14 protein-coding genes are annotated in these 15,404 nt (G+C 34.3%); 7 read left to right on the forward strand and 7 right to left on the reverse strand.

Annotation, left to right across the window (positions count from 1 at the left end; translation table 11 throughout):
* Positions 1-76: 76 nt before the first annotated feature.
* From ACKX2A_RS13085 to ACKX2A_RS13100, 4 genes are all read right to left on the reverse strand, one after another.
* Positions 77-439 (reverse strand): hypothetical protein, encoded by a 363-nt coding sequence (locus tag ACKX2A_RS13085; RefSeq protein WP_415325214.1) that lies wholly within the window; start codon positions 437-439, stop codon positions 77-79.
* Between the two features lie 69 nt (positions 440-508).
* Positions 509-2,008 carry a GH3 auxin-responsive promoter family protein gene (locus ACKX2A_RS13090; protein WP_415325215.1) on the reverse strand — a complete coding sequence of 500 codons (1,500 nt, stop codon included), beginning with the start codon at positions 2,006-2,008 and terminating at the stop codon, positions 509-511.
* A gap of 131 nt (positions 2,009-2,139) precedes the next feature.
* Positions 2,140-2,424: a hypothetical protein gene (locus ACKX2A_RS13095; RefSeq protein ID WP_415325216.1), complete on the reverse strand. Its 285-nt coding sequence runs from the start codon at positions 2,422-2,424 to the stop codon at positions 2,140-2,142.
* Between the two features lie 234 nt (positions 2,425-2,658).
* Entirely contained in the window at positions 2,659-3,051 is a 393-nt protein-coding gene (locus ACKX2A_RS13100; RefSeq protein WP_415325217.1) for a hypothetical protein, read from the reverse strand.
* Between the two features lie 253 nt (positions 3,052-3,304).
* Between ACKX2A_RS13100 and mfd the strand changes: the two genes are divergently transcribed.
* The 7 genes from mfd (at position 3,305) to pth (ending at position 12,363) form a co-directional block, all read left to right on the forward strand.
* Positions 3,305-6,676, forward strand: a complete 3,372-nt coding sequence (mfd, locus tag ACKX2A_RS13105) for a transcription-repair coupling factor (protein WP_415325218.1) — start codon at positions 3,305-3,307, stop codon at positions 6,674-6,676.
* Between the two features lie 589 nt (positions 6,677-7,265).
* Positions 7,266-8,081: a hypothetical protein gene (locus ACKX2A_RS13110; protein WP_415325219.1), complete on the forward strand. Its 816-nt coding sequence runs from the start codon at positions 7,266-7,268 to the stop codon at positions 8,079-8,081.
* A gap of 13 nt (positions 8,082-8,094) precedes the next feature.
* Complete coding sequence (locus tag ACKX2A_RS13115) at positions 8,095-8,916, forward strand: hypothetical protein (protein ID WP_415325220.1); 822 nt, start codon at positions 8,095-8,097, stop codon at positions 8,914-8,916.
* Between the two features lie 4 nt (positions 8,917-8,920).
* The gene (locus ACKX2A_RS13120) at positions 8,921-9,664 is read left to right on the forward strand and encodes a hypothetical protein (protein WP_415325221.1); all 744 of its coding nucleotides are present in this window, start codon (positions 8,921-8,923) and stop codon (positions 9,662-9,664) included.
* A 145-nt stretch (positions 9,665-9,809) separates the two neighbouring features.
* On the forward strand, positions 9,810-10,664 hold the full coding sequence (locus ACKX2A_RS13125; RefSeq protein ID WP_415325222.1) for a hypothetical protein: 855 nt from the start codon (positions 9,810-9,812) through the stop codon (positions 10,662-10,664).
* A gap of 103 nt (positions 10,665-10,767) precedes the next feature.
* A complete protein-coding gene (locus tag ACKX2A_RS13130) occupies positions 10,768-11,712 on the forward strand; it encodes a hypothetical protein (RefSeq protein ID WP_415325223.1) in 945 nt (314 codons plus the stop codon).
* An 87-nt stretch (positions 11,713-11,799) separates the two neighbouring features.
* Positions 11,800-12,363, forward strand: coding sequence for an aminoacyl-tRNA hydrolase (pth, locus tag ACKX2A_RS13135; RefSeq protein WP_415325224.1), 564 nt, complete (start codon positions 11,800-11,802; stop codon positions 12,361-12,363).
* 52 nt (positions 12,364-12,415) lie between these two features.
* Here the strand turns inward: pth and ACKX2A_RS13140 are convergent, their stop codons facing one another.
* The 3 genes from ACKX2A_RS13140 to ACKX2A_RS13150 all read right to left on the reverse strand — a co-directional run bounded on the left by ACKX2A_RS13140 (position 12,416) and on the right by ACKX2A_RS13150 (position 15,343).
* Complete coding sequence (locus tag ACKX2A_RS13140) at positions 12,416-12,841, reverse strand: hypothetical protein (RefSeq protein ID WP_415325225.1); 426 nt, start codon at positions 12,839-12,841, stop codon at positions 12,416-12,418.
* A 212-nt stretch (positions 12,842-13,053) separates the two neighbouring features.
* The gene (locus ACKX2A_RS13145; RefSeq protein ID WP_415325226.1) at positions 13,054-13,689 is read right to left on the reverse strand and encodes a carbonic anhydrase family protein; all 636 of its coding nucleotides are present in this window, start codon (positions 13,687-13,689) and stop codon (positions 13,054-13,056) included.
* Positions 13,690-13,750: 61 nt separating this feature from the next.
* Positions 13,751-15,343, reverse strand: a complete 1,593-nt coding sequence (locus ACKX2A_RS13150; RefSeq protein ID WP_415325227.1) for a SulP family inorganic anion transporter — start codon at positions 15,341-15,343, stop codon at positions 13,751-13,753.
* Positions 15,344-15,404 lie beyond the last annotated feature (61 nt).

Below are 15,404 nucleotides of genomic sequence, written 5' to 3' on the forward strand. Positions count from 1 at the left end.
AATATTTATTTAAGGCTATGTATATCGTATTTTTTTGAATGATATATTAAATAGAGACTAAAAGATAAAATCTATTTTAGTCAGCTCTTGAAGAACTTAAAACCAATGCTGCAACACCTGCTGCGCCGATTACTACAGCTCCTGCAGTCGTTCTTGCTTTTCTGCTGTCTCTTACCGCAGCGACATTAGATTTAGGAATAATGACTTCTGTACTGTCTTTTTTTCCGGCTGTACCAATCAGATTATCGCCATCCACATTACGGAACAGCATTCTTTGATTTTTAGAACCGTCTCTCATGGTAACAACATACACTCTTCCGGCTTGCAAATTAGAATAGTCGTTTCTTGCAAAATCTTCTGTGTATTTTGTTGTTGCACAAGATGAAATTACAAATAACGAAGTCAATAAAGATGATTTTAAAAGTACAGATGCTTTCATTATTATTTTTTAGTTTTCCAAATTTATAATTTTTTTCGAATATACGTTTCCGGAATTGAAAAAATGTGATTAAAGTTTATAAATTTCTAACAAATCTGCTATTTTTCTGTCATTTGCAAGTCTTGGAGTTTTATTTTGTCCACCCAACTTCCCCTGAGATTTTGCATATTCATGAAATGCATTTTTCTTTAAGGTTGAAATATGAAGTTTCTGCAAAATATTTCCTGAGATTAAATCATTATAATAAGTATTACGTTTTCTCAGCTGATCGTCCAGTTCATTTTTAAACTGATCCAAATTTTCAGGTTGTTTTTCAAACTCTATAAACCATTCGTGATAAGGAAGCCCTTCACTCGGATTTACTTGAGGAGCAAGATGGAATTCTGTAATTTGAGCAGGGAATTTTTCCAAAGTGGCTTTCATTGCTTCTTCAACTTCGAACGCAATTACATGTTCTCCAAAAGCAGAGGTGAAATGTTTTGTTCTTCCACTCACCAATATTCTGTACGGATTTCTATCGATAAATCTTACCACATCGCCAATGGAATACGCCCAAAGTCCTGAATTTGTTGTCAGGATTAAAGCATAATCTTTATTTAATTCAACATCTTTTAAGGTTAATCTTTTGGCATTCGGTTTTCCATATTCTTCCAACGGAATAAATTCATAGAAAATCCCATGATTGGTTAAAAGCAATAATCCTTCTTTCGTATAATCATCCTGAAAAGCGAAAAAACCTTCCGAAGCCGGAAAAGTTTGTACAATATCTACTTTTCCGCCCAACAGTTCTTCCATCTTGTCACGGTAAGGTTTATAATTTACCCCGCCCGTAACAATCAATTGAAGATTAGGGAATATCTGTTTAATTTTTTTGCCATGTTTTTCAATTAATTTCTCAAAATACATGATTAACCAAGGTGGAATTCCTGAAATTAAGGTCATGTTTTCCTTTTCAGTTTCCTCAACAATTTTATCAACTTTTGCTTCCCAGTCTTCCATCATATTGGTTTCCCAGCTCGGAAGTCTGTTTTTCTGTAAATATTTAGGAATATGATGCGCTACGATTCCTGAAAGGCGACCTGTTTTGATGCCAAAAACTTCCTCCAATTCTGGACTTCCTTGCAAAAAGATCATTTTTCCTTTTACAAAATCAGCATTATTTTTTTTAGCAATATAATGGAAAAGTGCACTCTGGGCTCCTTTCACCTGAAACGGCATGCCCTCTTTCGAAATAGGAATGTATTTTGAACCTGAAGTTGTCCCAGAAGTTTTTGCAAAGTATTCCGGAGTTTCCGTCCAAAGAATATTTGCCTGTCCTTTTTTTACTCTTTCGATATATGGTTTAAGATCTTCGTAATCGGCAATTCTTACTTTTTCCTGAAAATCTTGAATAGTTTTAATATTTTCAAAATCATGCTCTCTTCCAAAAAGTGTTTTTTTGGCTGTTTCTATTAATGACAACAGCAATTCTTCTTGATTTTTCTCAGAATTTTTCTTGAATTCTTCAGCCTTTTGGACGTGTTTTTTTGCCCAAACCAATGCCGCATTTTTCTTTAGGAAGTTTAACATGGTTCAAATTTATAAATAACTGAAGAATTGGAGATCATTTTTAGAAAATAACGCGCAAAAAAACCGATGAATGAGTGTACATCGGTTCTTCGAAATTTGATTATGAAAATAACAACTATAATGTTGAGTTTTTACTTGTTCTCTTTGTACCTTTTATCTGGAGTACCGTCCTTTTTCAGTTTTTGATTTTCTTTATATCTTTTATCCGGAGTTCCGTCTTTTTTTAGTTTTGCTGCCGTTGGGGCTGCTGCAGGTTTTGCAACTGTTGCAGGTTTAGCGGTTGCTGCTGGTTTTGTTACCTGTGCAGTCTTCGCAGTTGGATGAGGGGCAGCTTTTGTTGTTGCAGGAGCAGTTTGCTGAGCTGTTGCAAGTCCAAGTCCTAAAACAATAGACATTGCAGATAATAATTTTTTCATAAAGTTGATTTTGTTTGTTTTCTTGATTCAAAGTTATACAAAAATCAGACTGAAAATACCTGTTTTTGAAACTTAACTAAAGTTTATTACAGATTAAAAAAATATTAAATGGTGTTGAAGATGTCGGCGTGTAAAGACTCACAAGGTTAATTTGTAAAATAAGAATTCATAAAAATAAAAGCCTGCTTCCCTTAAAAAAGAAAGCAGGTCCTAACATATGTATGAAAAGTTGGTTTAACGAGTACAGTTGGCTGTCCAGGTTTTACCGTCTTTAATGTATAAAATTTTCAATTCATTGTTATCAATTCTGATATAAGAAGTGGCTGTAGACCCTACCATAACTAGCGTATGATCTCCTTCCTGATTAAATTCGACTCCGTTCAGGTCCGGAATTCCGTTCGAGAACGCAAAGTTGTATTTTGTTCCGCTTGCAATTTTTGTTACAAAAACACTTCCCTGATCCGAACTGATGTTGTTATCGCTGTCACTATACGATACGCTTCCTCTGTAAGTTCCTGCGAAAAAATCGTTATTCGTAGGGTCGTCATCATCGCTGCATGATGCTAATGACGTGACTGTAAAAAATACCAATAGGAACAATCCTAAGATTTTAATTGCTTTTTTCATAATATTATTTCTTTAATGGTTTGATAAGTAGAATAATTCAAAGTCGATGCCATGTGGTAGGTTAAAAAATATTTTAACTTTTTATTAAATTTTTTAGTAAAATATTAAGATTTATAAGGTTTTTAATGATTTTTTTAAAATTTTGAATTGTCCTTAATCTTCTTTAAAACAAATATTTATCCTTATCTTTGTATAGATCAAACGGTTTCGGAAAACTCCCGAAATCGCTTTTGTCGTTTACACCATATAATTTATGCAATTAAAAACCATCAGCGAAAAATTCCTTCCGGACTTGCTTCAAAAAGAATTTGGAAAGGAGATTTTTATTCAATTGGAACATAATCAACACATTTCTGTGAAGGGTAGTGCGGGATCTGCGGCTTCGATTTTTGTTGCCGAACTCTTCCTTACGCAGAAAAAACATATTCTTTATGTTGTTGATGACAAGGAAGATGCATTATATGCCAACACCGAAATGGAAGATCTGTTGGGAAAAGATAAGGTGCTGTATTTTCCGGCAACTCATCTTGAACCGTACCAGGTTGAAAAAACACAGAATGCCAATTTGGTTTTAAGAACAGATGTAATCAATAAAATTACTTCTACGAAATCCCCTACCGTGATTGTCGCTTATGCGGGAGCCTTATCGGAAAAGGTTTTGAAGAAAGAAGATTTTAAAGCTATTTCGCATCATATTAAAGTAGGCGATCAGCTTGACTTTGATTTTGTCGACGAATTACTGAATCATTATAATTTTCAACAGGCAGATTTCGTTTCCGAACCTGGCGAATTTTCAGTGAGAGGAGGAATCGTCGATGTTTTTTCTTTTTCAAATGAAAAACCTTATCGTATTACATTCTTCGGAAATGAAGTAGAAAGCATTAAAACTTTTGATATAGAAACGCAGCTCTCAGTAGATAAAGTAAATGATTTTCAACTTGTTTCTAATATGAATTTTACGGTAACTGGAAGCCGTGTTTCATTACTTCAACTATTACCTAAGGAAAGTTTTGTTGTTTCTAAAAACGGGATCGTCGGAATGCAGAGGCTTAAATCGTTCTACGAAAAGTCTTTAGAAAAATATGAAACATTAAGCAAAGATATTGCCCACAGAGCTCCACAGGAACTATTTATTTCGGATCAGGAATTTTTGTTTGATTATAAAAAATTTAAAACCGTTGATTTCGGAAGCGTTTCGATTGAAGGATTGATTGAGTTGTCGGAAATGAAAGTCGATCAGACATCGCAACCCGCCTTTAATAAAAACTTCGAATTATTAATTGAAGATCTGGAAGGAAAACAAAACGAAGGTTTTGACACCTGGATTTCTTTCTCTACCGAAAAACAAAAAGAAAGATTAGAATTAATTTTTGAAGAACTGGAGCATAAGCTTCCTTTTAAAAGTTTTAAATCTGAACTTCATGAAGGTTTTGTAGATAACGATCATAAATTATTGGTCTATACAGATCACCAGATTTTCGACCGGTACCAAAGATATAAAGCCAAAAATACTTTTGCAAAATCGGAGCAGTTAACATTGAAAGACTTGATGTCATTAAAAATTGGAGATTATATCGCTCACATAGACCACGGAATCGGAAAATTCATGGGATTGGTAAAGGTGAATAACGATGGTAAAATTCAGGAATGCTTTAAACTGACCTATAAAAATGGAGACTTATTATATGTAAGTATTCATTCACTTCATAAAATTTCCAAATACAACGGACCGGATGGAAGAGAAGTTGTTCTAAGCAAGTTGGGATCGCCAACCTGGAAATCTTTAAAACAAAAAACAAAAGCGAGAGTAAAACAATTGGCTTTCGACTTAATAAAATTATATGCGCAGAGAAAATCGGCGAAAGGTTTTGCGTACACTCCGGATTCTTATTTACAAAATGAATTAGAAGCAAGTTTCCTTTACGAAGATACTCCGGATCAGGAAAAAGCAACCATCGACGTGAAAAAAGACATGGAAGCCGATACAGTAATGGATCGTTTAGTTTGCGGAGACGTTGGTTTTGGTAAAACGGAAGTTGCGATTCGTGCGGCATTTAAAGCGGCGACGGATGGAAAGCAGGTCGCAGTTTTGGTTCCGACAACGATTTTGGCATTTCAGCATTACAGAAGTTTTAAAGACAGATTGAAAGATTTTCCTGTAAATGTGGCTTATGTGAATCGTTTCAGAACCGCAAAACAAAAATCTGAAACGTTAGAAGCTTTGAAAAATGGAAAAGTTGATATTATAATAGGAACACATCAGCTTGCGAGCAGTTCGGTTAAGTTCAAAGATTTAGGATTATTAATTATTGATGAAGAACATAAATTCGGAGTTTCGGTAAAAGATAAATTAAAAACATTGAAAACTGATGTTGATACATTAACATTAACAGCAACGCCAATTCCGAGAACTTTACAATTTTCTTTGATGGCTGCAAGAGATTTATCTGTCATTAAAACACCACCACCAAACAGGCAGCCTGTTGATACGCAATTAATTGGTTTTAACGAGGAAATTCTTCGTGATGCAGTTTCCTACGAACTTCAGCGTGACGGACAGGTTTATTTTATCAATAACAGGATAGAGAACCTGAAAGATATCGCAGGATTGATTCAAAGATTGGTTCCCGATGCAAGAGTCATTACCGGTCACGGACAAATGGAAGGAAAACAGTTGGAGAAAAACGTGTTGGATTTCATGGAAGGAAAATATGATGTTTTGGTTTCAACCACCATTGTGGAAAGTGGGGTAGATGTTCCGAATGCAAATACGATTTTCATTAATGATGCTCAGCGATTCGGGATGGCGGATCTTCACCAGATGAGAGGTCGTGTCGGAAGAAGCAACAGAAAAGCATTTTGTTATTTGATTACGCCGCCTTATGATATGATGACTTCTGATGCGAGAAAACGTCTGGAAGCTATTGAGCAGTTTTCGGATTTGGGAAGTGGTTTCCAAATCGCGATGAAAGACTTGGAAATCCGTGGTGCAGGAGATTTGTTGGGGGCGGAACAAAGCGGTTTCATTAATGAAATGGGATTTGAGACTTATCAGAAATTGATGCAGGAAGCTTTGGAAGAATTGAAGGATGATGAAGAATTTGAAAATCTTTTCGAAAATGAAGAAGACAGAAATAAATTATTCAAATCGACAAAAGATGTGAATATTGATACCGATTTGGAATTGATGTTGCCAGATTGGTACATATCAAATACGGAAGAAAGATTATTACTTTATCAAAAATTAGCTGAGGTTGATAGTGAAGAAAATTTATCAAAATTTGAATTGGAGTTGATCGACCGATTTGGTGAATTACCGAAAGAAGCTATCAATTTATTGAAAAGTGTAAGCTTAAAATGGCTCGCTGCAGATATAGGTTTTGAGAAAATTGTAATGAAAAATGGTGTGTTTTTAGGGTATTTCCCAAGTAACTCTCAAGATAAGTTTTATCAGACGAATAAGTTTAAAACTATTATTAATTACTTAACCAAAAACCCTGCAGAAGCCCAACTGAAGGAGAAAACAGGAAAAGATGGAAATCACCTCATGATGAGAAAAGACAAAGTAATAAATGTCGACGAAGTGAATTATCTTTTAAAAACTATTTTGAGAAGTGAAGTTTAATTCAATTTAAAGAGATAAAAAAATCACCGTAAAGTCGGTGGTTTTTTCTTTTTTATACAAAATTTCAACAAACGTAACTTTTTTAAGATTGAAAGCGAATAAAATTTGTTGAAATTTTTATTTTTTAAATGATCTTCATCATGTATTTTCAAAATTAATTAAAATTTTTATTAAAATAATATTAAATTAATAGATATTTTATAGTTCATGGTTTTTTGATTAATAGTTGTTTTAAAAGCTTTTTTTTCACTATTTGCTGATAAATTATATTTTATATTTTCTTCAAGAATAATTTAAAAAACTGAATTTTTCATAATACTATAAAAAGGCTCTAGAGGTCATCTGAGGGTAAAATTCCAAATAAATTAAAATCACTCCATGTTGAGAAAAGAGGATGCGATAAATATCTTTAGGGTGAATTATTGTGTTATTTTAATATTAAAAAATAAGAGTTAATTCCACTTTAAATGAAATAATTCTACTTTTTATTGATTAAAAAAATCCTGTAAATTGCTTATTTCTATCGGTTTACAAAAAATAGGTGGAATTTTTTCGAATTTTTTTTCTTTATCTTTGCAGCACCCTTATTATGAAAAAAACTGTGTATTGCGGTATAGCTGGACTGTTGTGTTCTATCCAGACTTATGCCCAGGTGGGAGTTGGTACAAGTACCCCCAATTCAACCCTCGATGTAAACGGGAAAACCACCTTAAGAAAAGAACTTAGAGTCGGCGGTACTTCAACCCAGGTAGGAAATGCCGGGACGAATGGCCAAGTGTTAGTTTCCCAAGGAGCAGGTTTGCCACCTGTTTGGAAAACTGTGAATGTTCCCTTCGTGGAGGGAGGACAGTACAAATTAGTAAATTCGTACCTGTCTACAGATCAAAATGGAGTTACTACTCTTTCTAATGGGATCCAAGGAGATGCGGTTCTGAAAAATAGTACCGGAGATGACATTAATGATACTTCTAAAGGTAAATGGATGAAAATTTCAGGTCTTGAAAATACCATTACCATCAAAAATGCAAAAAACAAGTTGGTTTACAACTTCCAAACGGGAGTTGAAATGAAGTCTACTTCTGCTACAACTTCGGAAAATGTAAGTTTTGCTTGTGGAGTTTTTAGAAACAGTAAACTTGTTGCGGTACGTCCGGATCAAATTTCTACTACGAACAATTCCGAAAGGGAAGGTTTTCAGGATTATATTTTTACATTGAATTATACGGAGCAAAACGTTCCTGCTGGTTCTCAAAAAATTGAAGTAGCATGTAGGAAAATTGTGGCATCTAATAATAATTCTCAATTCACGATCGGAAAAAATATTTCGACTTCCAATACGGTTTCGAATGCATTTACTCTCGAATCAGATTTTAAAATTGATGTAATCGAATTCGTAACCTACTAATCTACTCATTACAATGAAAAAAATATTTTCTATCCTATTTTTATCAATAGGATTAGCTTCATACGCTCAAATCGGAATAAAAACAGATAAACCCAAAGCTACTCTGGATGTAAACGGAACAACTGCTTTCAGACGTAAATTGGTTTTATTAAACCCAACAGACACTCAATTATACGAAGGCACAAATGATCAGATCCTTACTTCTCAGGGTGAAGGAAAACCACCCATGTGGAAATCTTTGAAAATCCCTGAATATGAGACAAATATGTTTTATTTAATTTATAATAATTCATTCTCTGATAAAACAGGGGTAAGATTTACCGCTTCGGAAAACTCTACAATTTCTTCAAGATCTGCAACATTTACTAAGGATAAAGCTTTTAGCCAAATGAATGGTTTTAAGAAAATTCCGGGATTGTCTCAGACTATAAATGTATACAGTGCAGTAAGTAAAACTTATTTTATGTTTGAAACTGTGGTTCAGGCGAACTTTGCAAACGTAGGAAACACAGATACTTCTATCGATTATGCTTGCGGAATTTTTGTTGACGATAAATTGGTAAACCTTAGACAAGGAAATTTAAAGGCAATCAATTCAGATAATCCTTTCCTTACACACAACCAAATTGGTATTATGCCAAATCTTTCTAAAGGAGCCCATACGGTAAGTGTAGCCTGTTCTAGATTAAAATCTTACAATACTGCAAACAATGCAGAACTTTCGATCGGTATTCAAACTTCTACTTCTACGAATATTGATGCTTTCATTGCTCAGTCTTCTCTGAAGGTTGATGTATATGAAGTTCCTGAAAAATTTAACACAATTTTTAATTAAAACGATGAAAAAAATATTTTCAATTGCATCCCTTTTTCTGGCAGTTTTATTATCTGCGCAAGTGGGAATAAAAACTTCTAATCCTGTTAATATGCTTGATATTAATGGAGACTTAAACGTAAGAGGAGAATTAAGAGTTGCAGGAAGTAATTCTATCGCAAGTACTGTAGGTATTGCCAATACAATCTATCATAACAACTCTAGTCTTAATGCAAACGATTGGAAAAGCATAAGAGTTGCAGACGGACAAGGAAGTAATGCGTTATTTTTTATGGATACGGTGATTGATAAAGTAGGAGTTACTTTTTCAGGATCAAACGGTTTAATTGCTCCATATTCAGAAAATGCAGCTCTGGATAATACTTGGACAGTAATCCCAGGAGCGGTAAATACTTTTTCGGTAACCAGTACGACAAATAAAGTAGTATTTAGTTTCCAGACAATTGCGCAGAAATCTACCAACGGAAATTTATCAATTAGTTTCGCTTGCGGAGTCTTTGTTGATGATAAATTGAGGGCGGTAAGATCAGATGTAGTAATTGGTGCAGACGGAACAAATAAAATTTTCAACCTGAACGCAACCCTTACCGATATTCCTGTAAAATCCAATTACAGCGTAAAGGTCGCTTGTGCAAAAAGAAACCTGAACAACGGGACTTTGGGAATAGGAACTGCTGTGAACACAACATATCTGAATGCAGATATGGCTCAGTCTGTATTAACGACATCGGTGATACAGCCATATTAAATTTTTCATAATAAGTGATAATTTAGAGTCTAAAAACGAATGTTTTTAGGCTTTTTTTATGTAATTCTAAAATTTATCTAAAAATTTTAATTCATTCGTAAAAGAAAATCAATTATATTTGACGGCATTTAAAATCATTGAAAACATGGGGAAAAAATACCTTCTTTCTGCTGTTGCAGCTTTAGCTCTTGGATTTGTAGTATCTTGTGATAATACAACGGATGATCCGCCAAATCAGAATAAAAATAATTCCGGAAATGGAACAACAATTACAGGCCCAAGAATTTTAAGTAAAGTAACAAGCGGAACTAAAGATATTGAAGAATATATTACTGCTGTAGGAGGAGCTCTTAATCAGGCTTTTATCCGAGATGTCGCTTCTAGCGATGAATTGTCTGCAACCATTACTTATAATGCAGACAAGATTACACAAATAAAATATATCGATAATAAATCTGTACACGTTGTAAATAACACATATTCACTTGGATATACAAGTGGAAAATTATCTACGATCACAATGGATCAGATTACAATGGGGACAACGAATCATAGTGATTTTTCTGTGATCTATGATGCAAATGGACAATTGTACAGAATTATTGAAAAGATAAAAATGGGTGGAAGTACAACTTATACGCATTATAAGGAATATAAATTTACTTTCTCTGCAAGTAATGTTGTAAAAATGGATCAGATCTCGATGTTGATGAATGGAGGAAATCCAGATACTTCTACATCGTCTATAACAACATATGCTTACGAAAATTATGATAGTAAAATTAACCCATACACAACTTTACCAAAAGAATATTGTATGGTGACAGGAACTCTTTTCCCGATTAATTTTAATAATATTTCTACAAATAATGTTGGTAAAGTAACAATACAAAACCCGGCAGGACCAGCGATTTCTTATCCGAAATCATATGCATATGATTCTCAGAATTATCCTATTTCGGATCAGGCGCAAATAAAATATACCTACAAACCGTTATAAGATATAATCATTTTTTGATAGTTTAATGAGAATATGAATAAATATATATTTTTTATTCAAAAAAAAATTATATTTGTCAAAAAATAAATAATCCCCATTTGGAATGAAACGACTTTTTTATTTTGTTTTACTTTTAGTAGGTGTTTCTACGATCCATTCTTGTAAAGATTTATTAGATGAAGACGGAAATCCATTGCTAGATATCAACGACAATAGCGGGCTGAATGGTCCTAGAGCTTTATACAGAGAAATTACTGATTCCGATACTTTAGCGACGTATTATTACAACGGATTACAGCTAAATAAAGTAATCACAGATAGTGCATCTGTTACAGATGTGGCTTGGAGTGGAGATAAAGTAAGTAGAATAGACTTTAAAGGTTTCTTGGATATTGATGGAGACGGTGAACTGGATAAAGACAGTATTTATTATACCCAGCAATTCACTTACGGAAGTACAGGAAGATTGGAAACGATTTCTGAAAACCGTTCTTTCTTTAAGAGAACTCCTGCCGTACCACCTTCAATAACTCCTGGTCCGCAGACACTTTATAAAAAGACGAAGACTCTTTATAAATTAATGTATTCTGCAACTACAGCAAAATTAGATTCAATCCTTATGCACAACGGGCCGGATATTTCGGGACCTTCATTTTCTTATACAGATTATTCTAAAACTAAAATTCAGTATACAGGAGATAATGTTACATCAATTGTAAGACATTACGGACCAATGACGGGTAGTGGTAATACTGCCGTATATGGAGCTCCGGTTACTAAGTTATCATATGGTTTCTCTAGTTATGATGCGAGTATCAGTCCATTCACTTTAATTCCGAATGCGTATAAAATTTCAAGACTTTTATCTACGGAAGATAACGATATTCAAGGTTGGATCTTCTCACCAAATAGTCCGAAAAGATTATCCGTAACAGATCTTATGTTACCGGTTCCTACTCCAACGATATTTTCAACAGATTACAGCTACGACAAGCAGACGTATATGACGAAAGGTTTCGGAATAAACTACATTTACAAACCATTGTAAAAAACAAATTTTAATAATATTTAAAACTCAATCTTTTATAGGTTGAGTTTTTATTTTTAATGCCTTAATTTTGCAAAAAATTTCTCAATGAAATATTTAATTGTAGGTCTTGGAAACAAAGGCGCAGAATACGAAAATACACGTCACAATATAGGTTTTAAAGTTGCAGATAAATTAGCCGAAACGATGGAAGTTTCTTTCAATACAACCAATTTCGGATGGATGGCAGATGGAAAATATAAGGGGAGAAGAGTGCTGGTTTTAAAGCCGGATACTTATATGAATCTTTCCGGCAATGCAGTAAGATATTGGATGCAGAAAGAAAACATTCCGTTGGAAAATGTGTTAATTGTAACAGACGATTTAGCTTTACCTTTCGGGACTTTAAGAATGAAGGGAAAAGGTTCAGATGCAGGTCATAATGGATTAAAAAACATCAATGAAGTTTTACAAACACAAAATTATGCACGGTTACGTTTCGGAATTTCAGCAGATTTTTCAGAAGGAAGACAAGTCGATTACGTTTTAGGAACGTGGAATGAAGAGGAAAATGAAAAGTTGTCCGAAAGAATTGAAAAGTTTGCAAAAGCATCTTTATCGTTTGTATTTGCTGGAATTAATAACACAATGTCTGCGTTTAACGGAAAATAATTTAAGCTAAATTTAAGTTATACATAAAAAAAACCTCCTAAAAATGGAGGTTTTATTGTTTGTAAACGACGATGTCCTGAATTATTCTTTTGTCGAAAAAGTTTCTTTCGCTTACCGTAAAACCATAATTATGCTCTTCCTGAAAAAGTTCCAATGGAATTGTTGAGGTAGGATCCGGTTTCCATTTTATTACAAAAGTTACTTCATTTCCAACACTGAAATCCTTATCAGAAAATCTGAATATTGTACTTGGCAAAGGATTGTTTTCATCTTCTTTAATGTCCGATTTTGCTTTTTTAAATTGCAATTGCGTCATATCTTTCATTAATAAAGAAAAAGGTCTTCCGATGTATTTATCTTTGTTGATGGCAAATTTTTTGGCATACGCTAAGGTGTCACTTACCGGTTTCTGTGCATTAATAAATCCGTTTAATAAAAGGAAAAATCCAATTAAAAATATATTGATCTGAAGTTTCATAAGCTGATTTTGAATCATTTTTTTTGAATATCAAATGTAGGTATTTTGAAAGTTAATTCTAATCATAAATGACACAAAATTAATGTCATTTCGACGTTAGCAGAAATAATCAAAAAAGACCACCGAAAATCGATGGTCTCAAGATTAAAATTGATTTCAGATCAATTTATCTAACTATAACATATTTTATTTTACAGTTTTGAAATCAGAAATTATAACCAAGTTACAACACCTGTTTCAACATCGTAGTTTGCACCAACGATCTTAATTTTTCCTTCCTCTTCAAGGGTTCTCAATGTAGAACTTTGCTTACGGATATCTTCGATTGCGCTTTTTACGTTTTGCTGATTGAGTCTTTCCAAAAGAGAAGCATTTTTAGAAGAACGTTCTTCACCCTCTTCAATAACATCATTGATAATCGGATCGAAATGATTGATCAAATGGTTTAAGTTATCCATTCCCAAACCTTCGATTTGAGCAGCATCTAGACCTCCTTTCAATGCACCACATTTTGTGTGTCCTAAAACGACAACAAGCTTAGAACCTGCCACGTTGCATCCAAATTCCATAGATCCTAAAATATCCTGATTTACGAAGTTTCCGGCAATTCTGATGCTGAAAACGTCTCCCAATCCCTGATCAAAGATAAGTTCTGCAGAAGTACGGCTGTCGATGCAGCTTAAAACTACTGCAAAAGGCCACTGTCCTTCACGAGTTGCGTTTACCTGCTCCAAAAGGTCTCTGTTTGCCTTTAGGTTATTTACAAATCTTTGGTTTCCTTCTTTCAAAAAGTTTAAAGCTTTTTCAGGAGTAATCGTAGACTGAGTTTCGTACGTATGTGCTTTCATATAATTGAGTTGTTTTTCGAATTTTAAAGTTAAAAAAAATTATTTATGATAAAACTGAGCTTTACATCGCCCGTCTGTGCGTAACCAAAATGTGAGAATCCTCATCTCTTTCATAATCTCTGTATGAGGTTTTGAAACCCAGAAGTTCCACGGTAATATCTTCCTCTTTTGCTCGAATATTGGCAAAATCCTGAATCATTTCCAGAACATCTGTCGCGATGTATGAAGTTCCTCTCGCATCGATGGTTACAGTTGAATTAGGTTTAATATTTTTAAGTGTTTTTTTGATGGCTGCTTTATTTAAAAAAGAAACTTCTTCCGCCAGTTTTATGTTGATTCCATCGGCATCGTCCAGCTTTTCCCGGCTTAAATAATAAGCTCTCTTCATATTTCCCTGAAGAATATAGAAAACCGAAATCGCAAGACCAATTCCCACACCTTTCAGTAAATCTGTTGCCACAACAGCTACAACAGTCGCCACAAAAGGAATAAACTGGAATTTTCCCAGATGCCAGAAATGCTTAAATGTAGCTGGTTTTGCCAATTTATAGCCAACTAAAATTAAGACCGCTGCCAAAGTTGCCAAAGGAATTAAATTTAAAATTACGGGAATCGAAAGTACACAGATTAATAATAAAACTCCGTGAATAATCGTTGATAATTTTGAAGTCGCACCCGAGTTGGCGTTGGCAGAACTTCTTACGACCACCGATGTCATGGGAAGTCCGCCAATAAACGAGCTTACCAGATTTCCTATTCCCTGAGCTTTTAATTCCAGGTTGGTATCCGTAATTCTTCTTTGTACATCCAATCTGTCGGAAGCTTCAATGCAAAGTAGGGTTTCGATGGAAGCGACAATAGCGATCGTTGCTCCTGCAATCCATACTTTTAAATTGGTAAATCCGTTAAAATCCGGCAATGTGACCAAATTTTTAAAATCATCCAAAGACTGAGGAACAGGTAAAGAAACCAAATGTTGAGGTTGAATGGCTAAAGAACTTCCCGTTAATTTAAATATCTGATTTAAAACAATTCCTGTTACCACCGCAACCAAAGCTCCCGGAAGCATTTTCATTCTTTTTAATGCATGAATTCTGTCCCACGCGATAAGAATGCCTACAGAAACCAACGTAACGATAATCGCACCCGGATGAACAGCTCCGAATAATTCTGTGAAATATCCGAAGTTTAGACCATTATCAAAAATCGATTCGTGACCTTCATAATCTTTATCGAATCCTAATGCGTGTGGAATCTGTTTTAAAATAATAATGATTCCGATAGCTGCAAGCATTCCTTCAATCACGTTATTCGGGAAATAATTGGAAATACTTCCAGCTCTTACAAACCCCAAAACCAATTGAATAAGTCCTGCAATGATCCCCGCACAAAGAAAAAGCTCGAATGCGCCAAGATCTGTAATCGCCGTTAAAACGATCGCCGTTAATCCAGCTGCAGGTCCGGAAACCGAGATATTAGAATTACTGATTGTTCCTACAACCAAGCCTCCTACAATACCCGCTATGATTCCGGATAATGGGGGAGCGCCTGAAGCCAAAGCAATTCCTAAACATAGTGGAAGTGCTACTAAAAATACCACGAGTCCTGAAGGGAAATTCTCCTTTATTCCTCCTATTAATGATGTCTTTTTCATGATGTGAAGCTGTGTGATATAACCAACATATTTGTCTTTAAATAAGTTGATTATAAAAGAT

The sequence above is a fragment of the Chryseobacterium sp. MMS23-Vi53 genome (genome assembly GCF_047651245.1).
Lineage (GTDB): Bacteria > Bacteroidota > Bacteroidia > Flavobacteriales > Weeksellaceae > Chryseobacterium.

Excerpts from the sequence above, each read along its gene's own strand:
- ACKX2A_RS13120 (WP_415325221.1), top strand. The coding sequence starts at position 8,921 with ATGAAAAAAATATTTTCAATTGCATCCCTTTTTCTGGCAGTTTTATTA.
- ACKX2A_RS13140 (WP_415325225.1), bottom strand. The coding sequence starts at position 12,841 with ATGAAACTTCAGATCAATATATTTTTAATTGGATTTTTCCTTTTATTA.
- mfd (WP_415325218.1), top strand. The coding sequence starts at position 3,305 with ATGCAATTAAAAACCATCAGCGAAAAATTCCTTCCGGACTTGCTTCAA.
- ACKX2A_RS13085 (WP_415325214.1), bottom strand. The coding sequence starts at position 439 with ATGAAAGCATCTGTACTTTTAAAATCATCTTTATTGACTTCGTTATTT.
- pth (WP_415325224.1), top strand. The coding sequence starts at position 11,800 with ATGAAATATTTAATTGTAGGTCTTGGAAACAAAGGCGCAGAATACGAA.
- ACKX2A_RS13090 (WP_415325215.1), bottom strand. The coding sequence starts at position 2,008 with ATGTTAAACTTCCTAAAGAAAAATGCGGCATTGGTTTGGGCAAAAAAA.
- ACKX2A_RS13150 (WP_415325227.1), bottom strand. The coding sequence starts at position 15,343 with ATGAAAAAGACATCATTAATAGGAGGAATAAAGGAGAATTTCCCTTCA.
- ACKX2A_RS13095 (WP_415325216.1), bottom strand. The coding sequence starts at position 2,424 with ATGAAAAAATTATTATCTGCAATGTCTATTGTTTTAGGACTTGGACTT.
- ACKX2A_RS13145 (WP_415325226.1), bottom strand. The coding sequence starts at position 13,689 with ATGAAAGCACATACGTACGAAACTCAGTCTACGATTACTCCTGAAAAA.
- ACKX2A_RS13100 (WP_415325217.1), bottom strand. The coding sequence starts at position 3,051 with ATGAAAAAAGCAATTAAAATCTTAGGATTGTTCCTATTGGTATTTTTT.
- ACKX2A_RS13110 (WP_415325219.1), top strand. The coding sequence starts at position 7,266 with ATGAAAAAAACTGTGTATTGCGGTATAGCTGGACTGTTGTGTTCTATC.
- ACKX2A_RS13115 (WP_415325220.1), top strand. The coding sequence starts at position 8,095 with ATGAAAAAAATATTTTCTATCCTATTTTTATCAATAGGATTAGCTTCA.
- ACKX2A_RS13130 (WP_415325223.1), top strand. The coding sequence starts at position 10,768 with ATGAAACGACTTTTTTATTTTGTTTTACTTTTAGTAGGTGTTTCTACG.
- ACKX2A_RS13125 (WP_415325222.1), top strand. The coding sequence starts at position 9,810 with ATGGGGAAAAAATACCTTCTTTCTGCTGTTGCAGCTTTAGCTCTTGGA.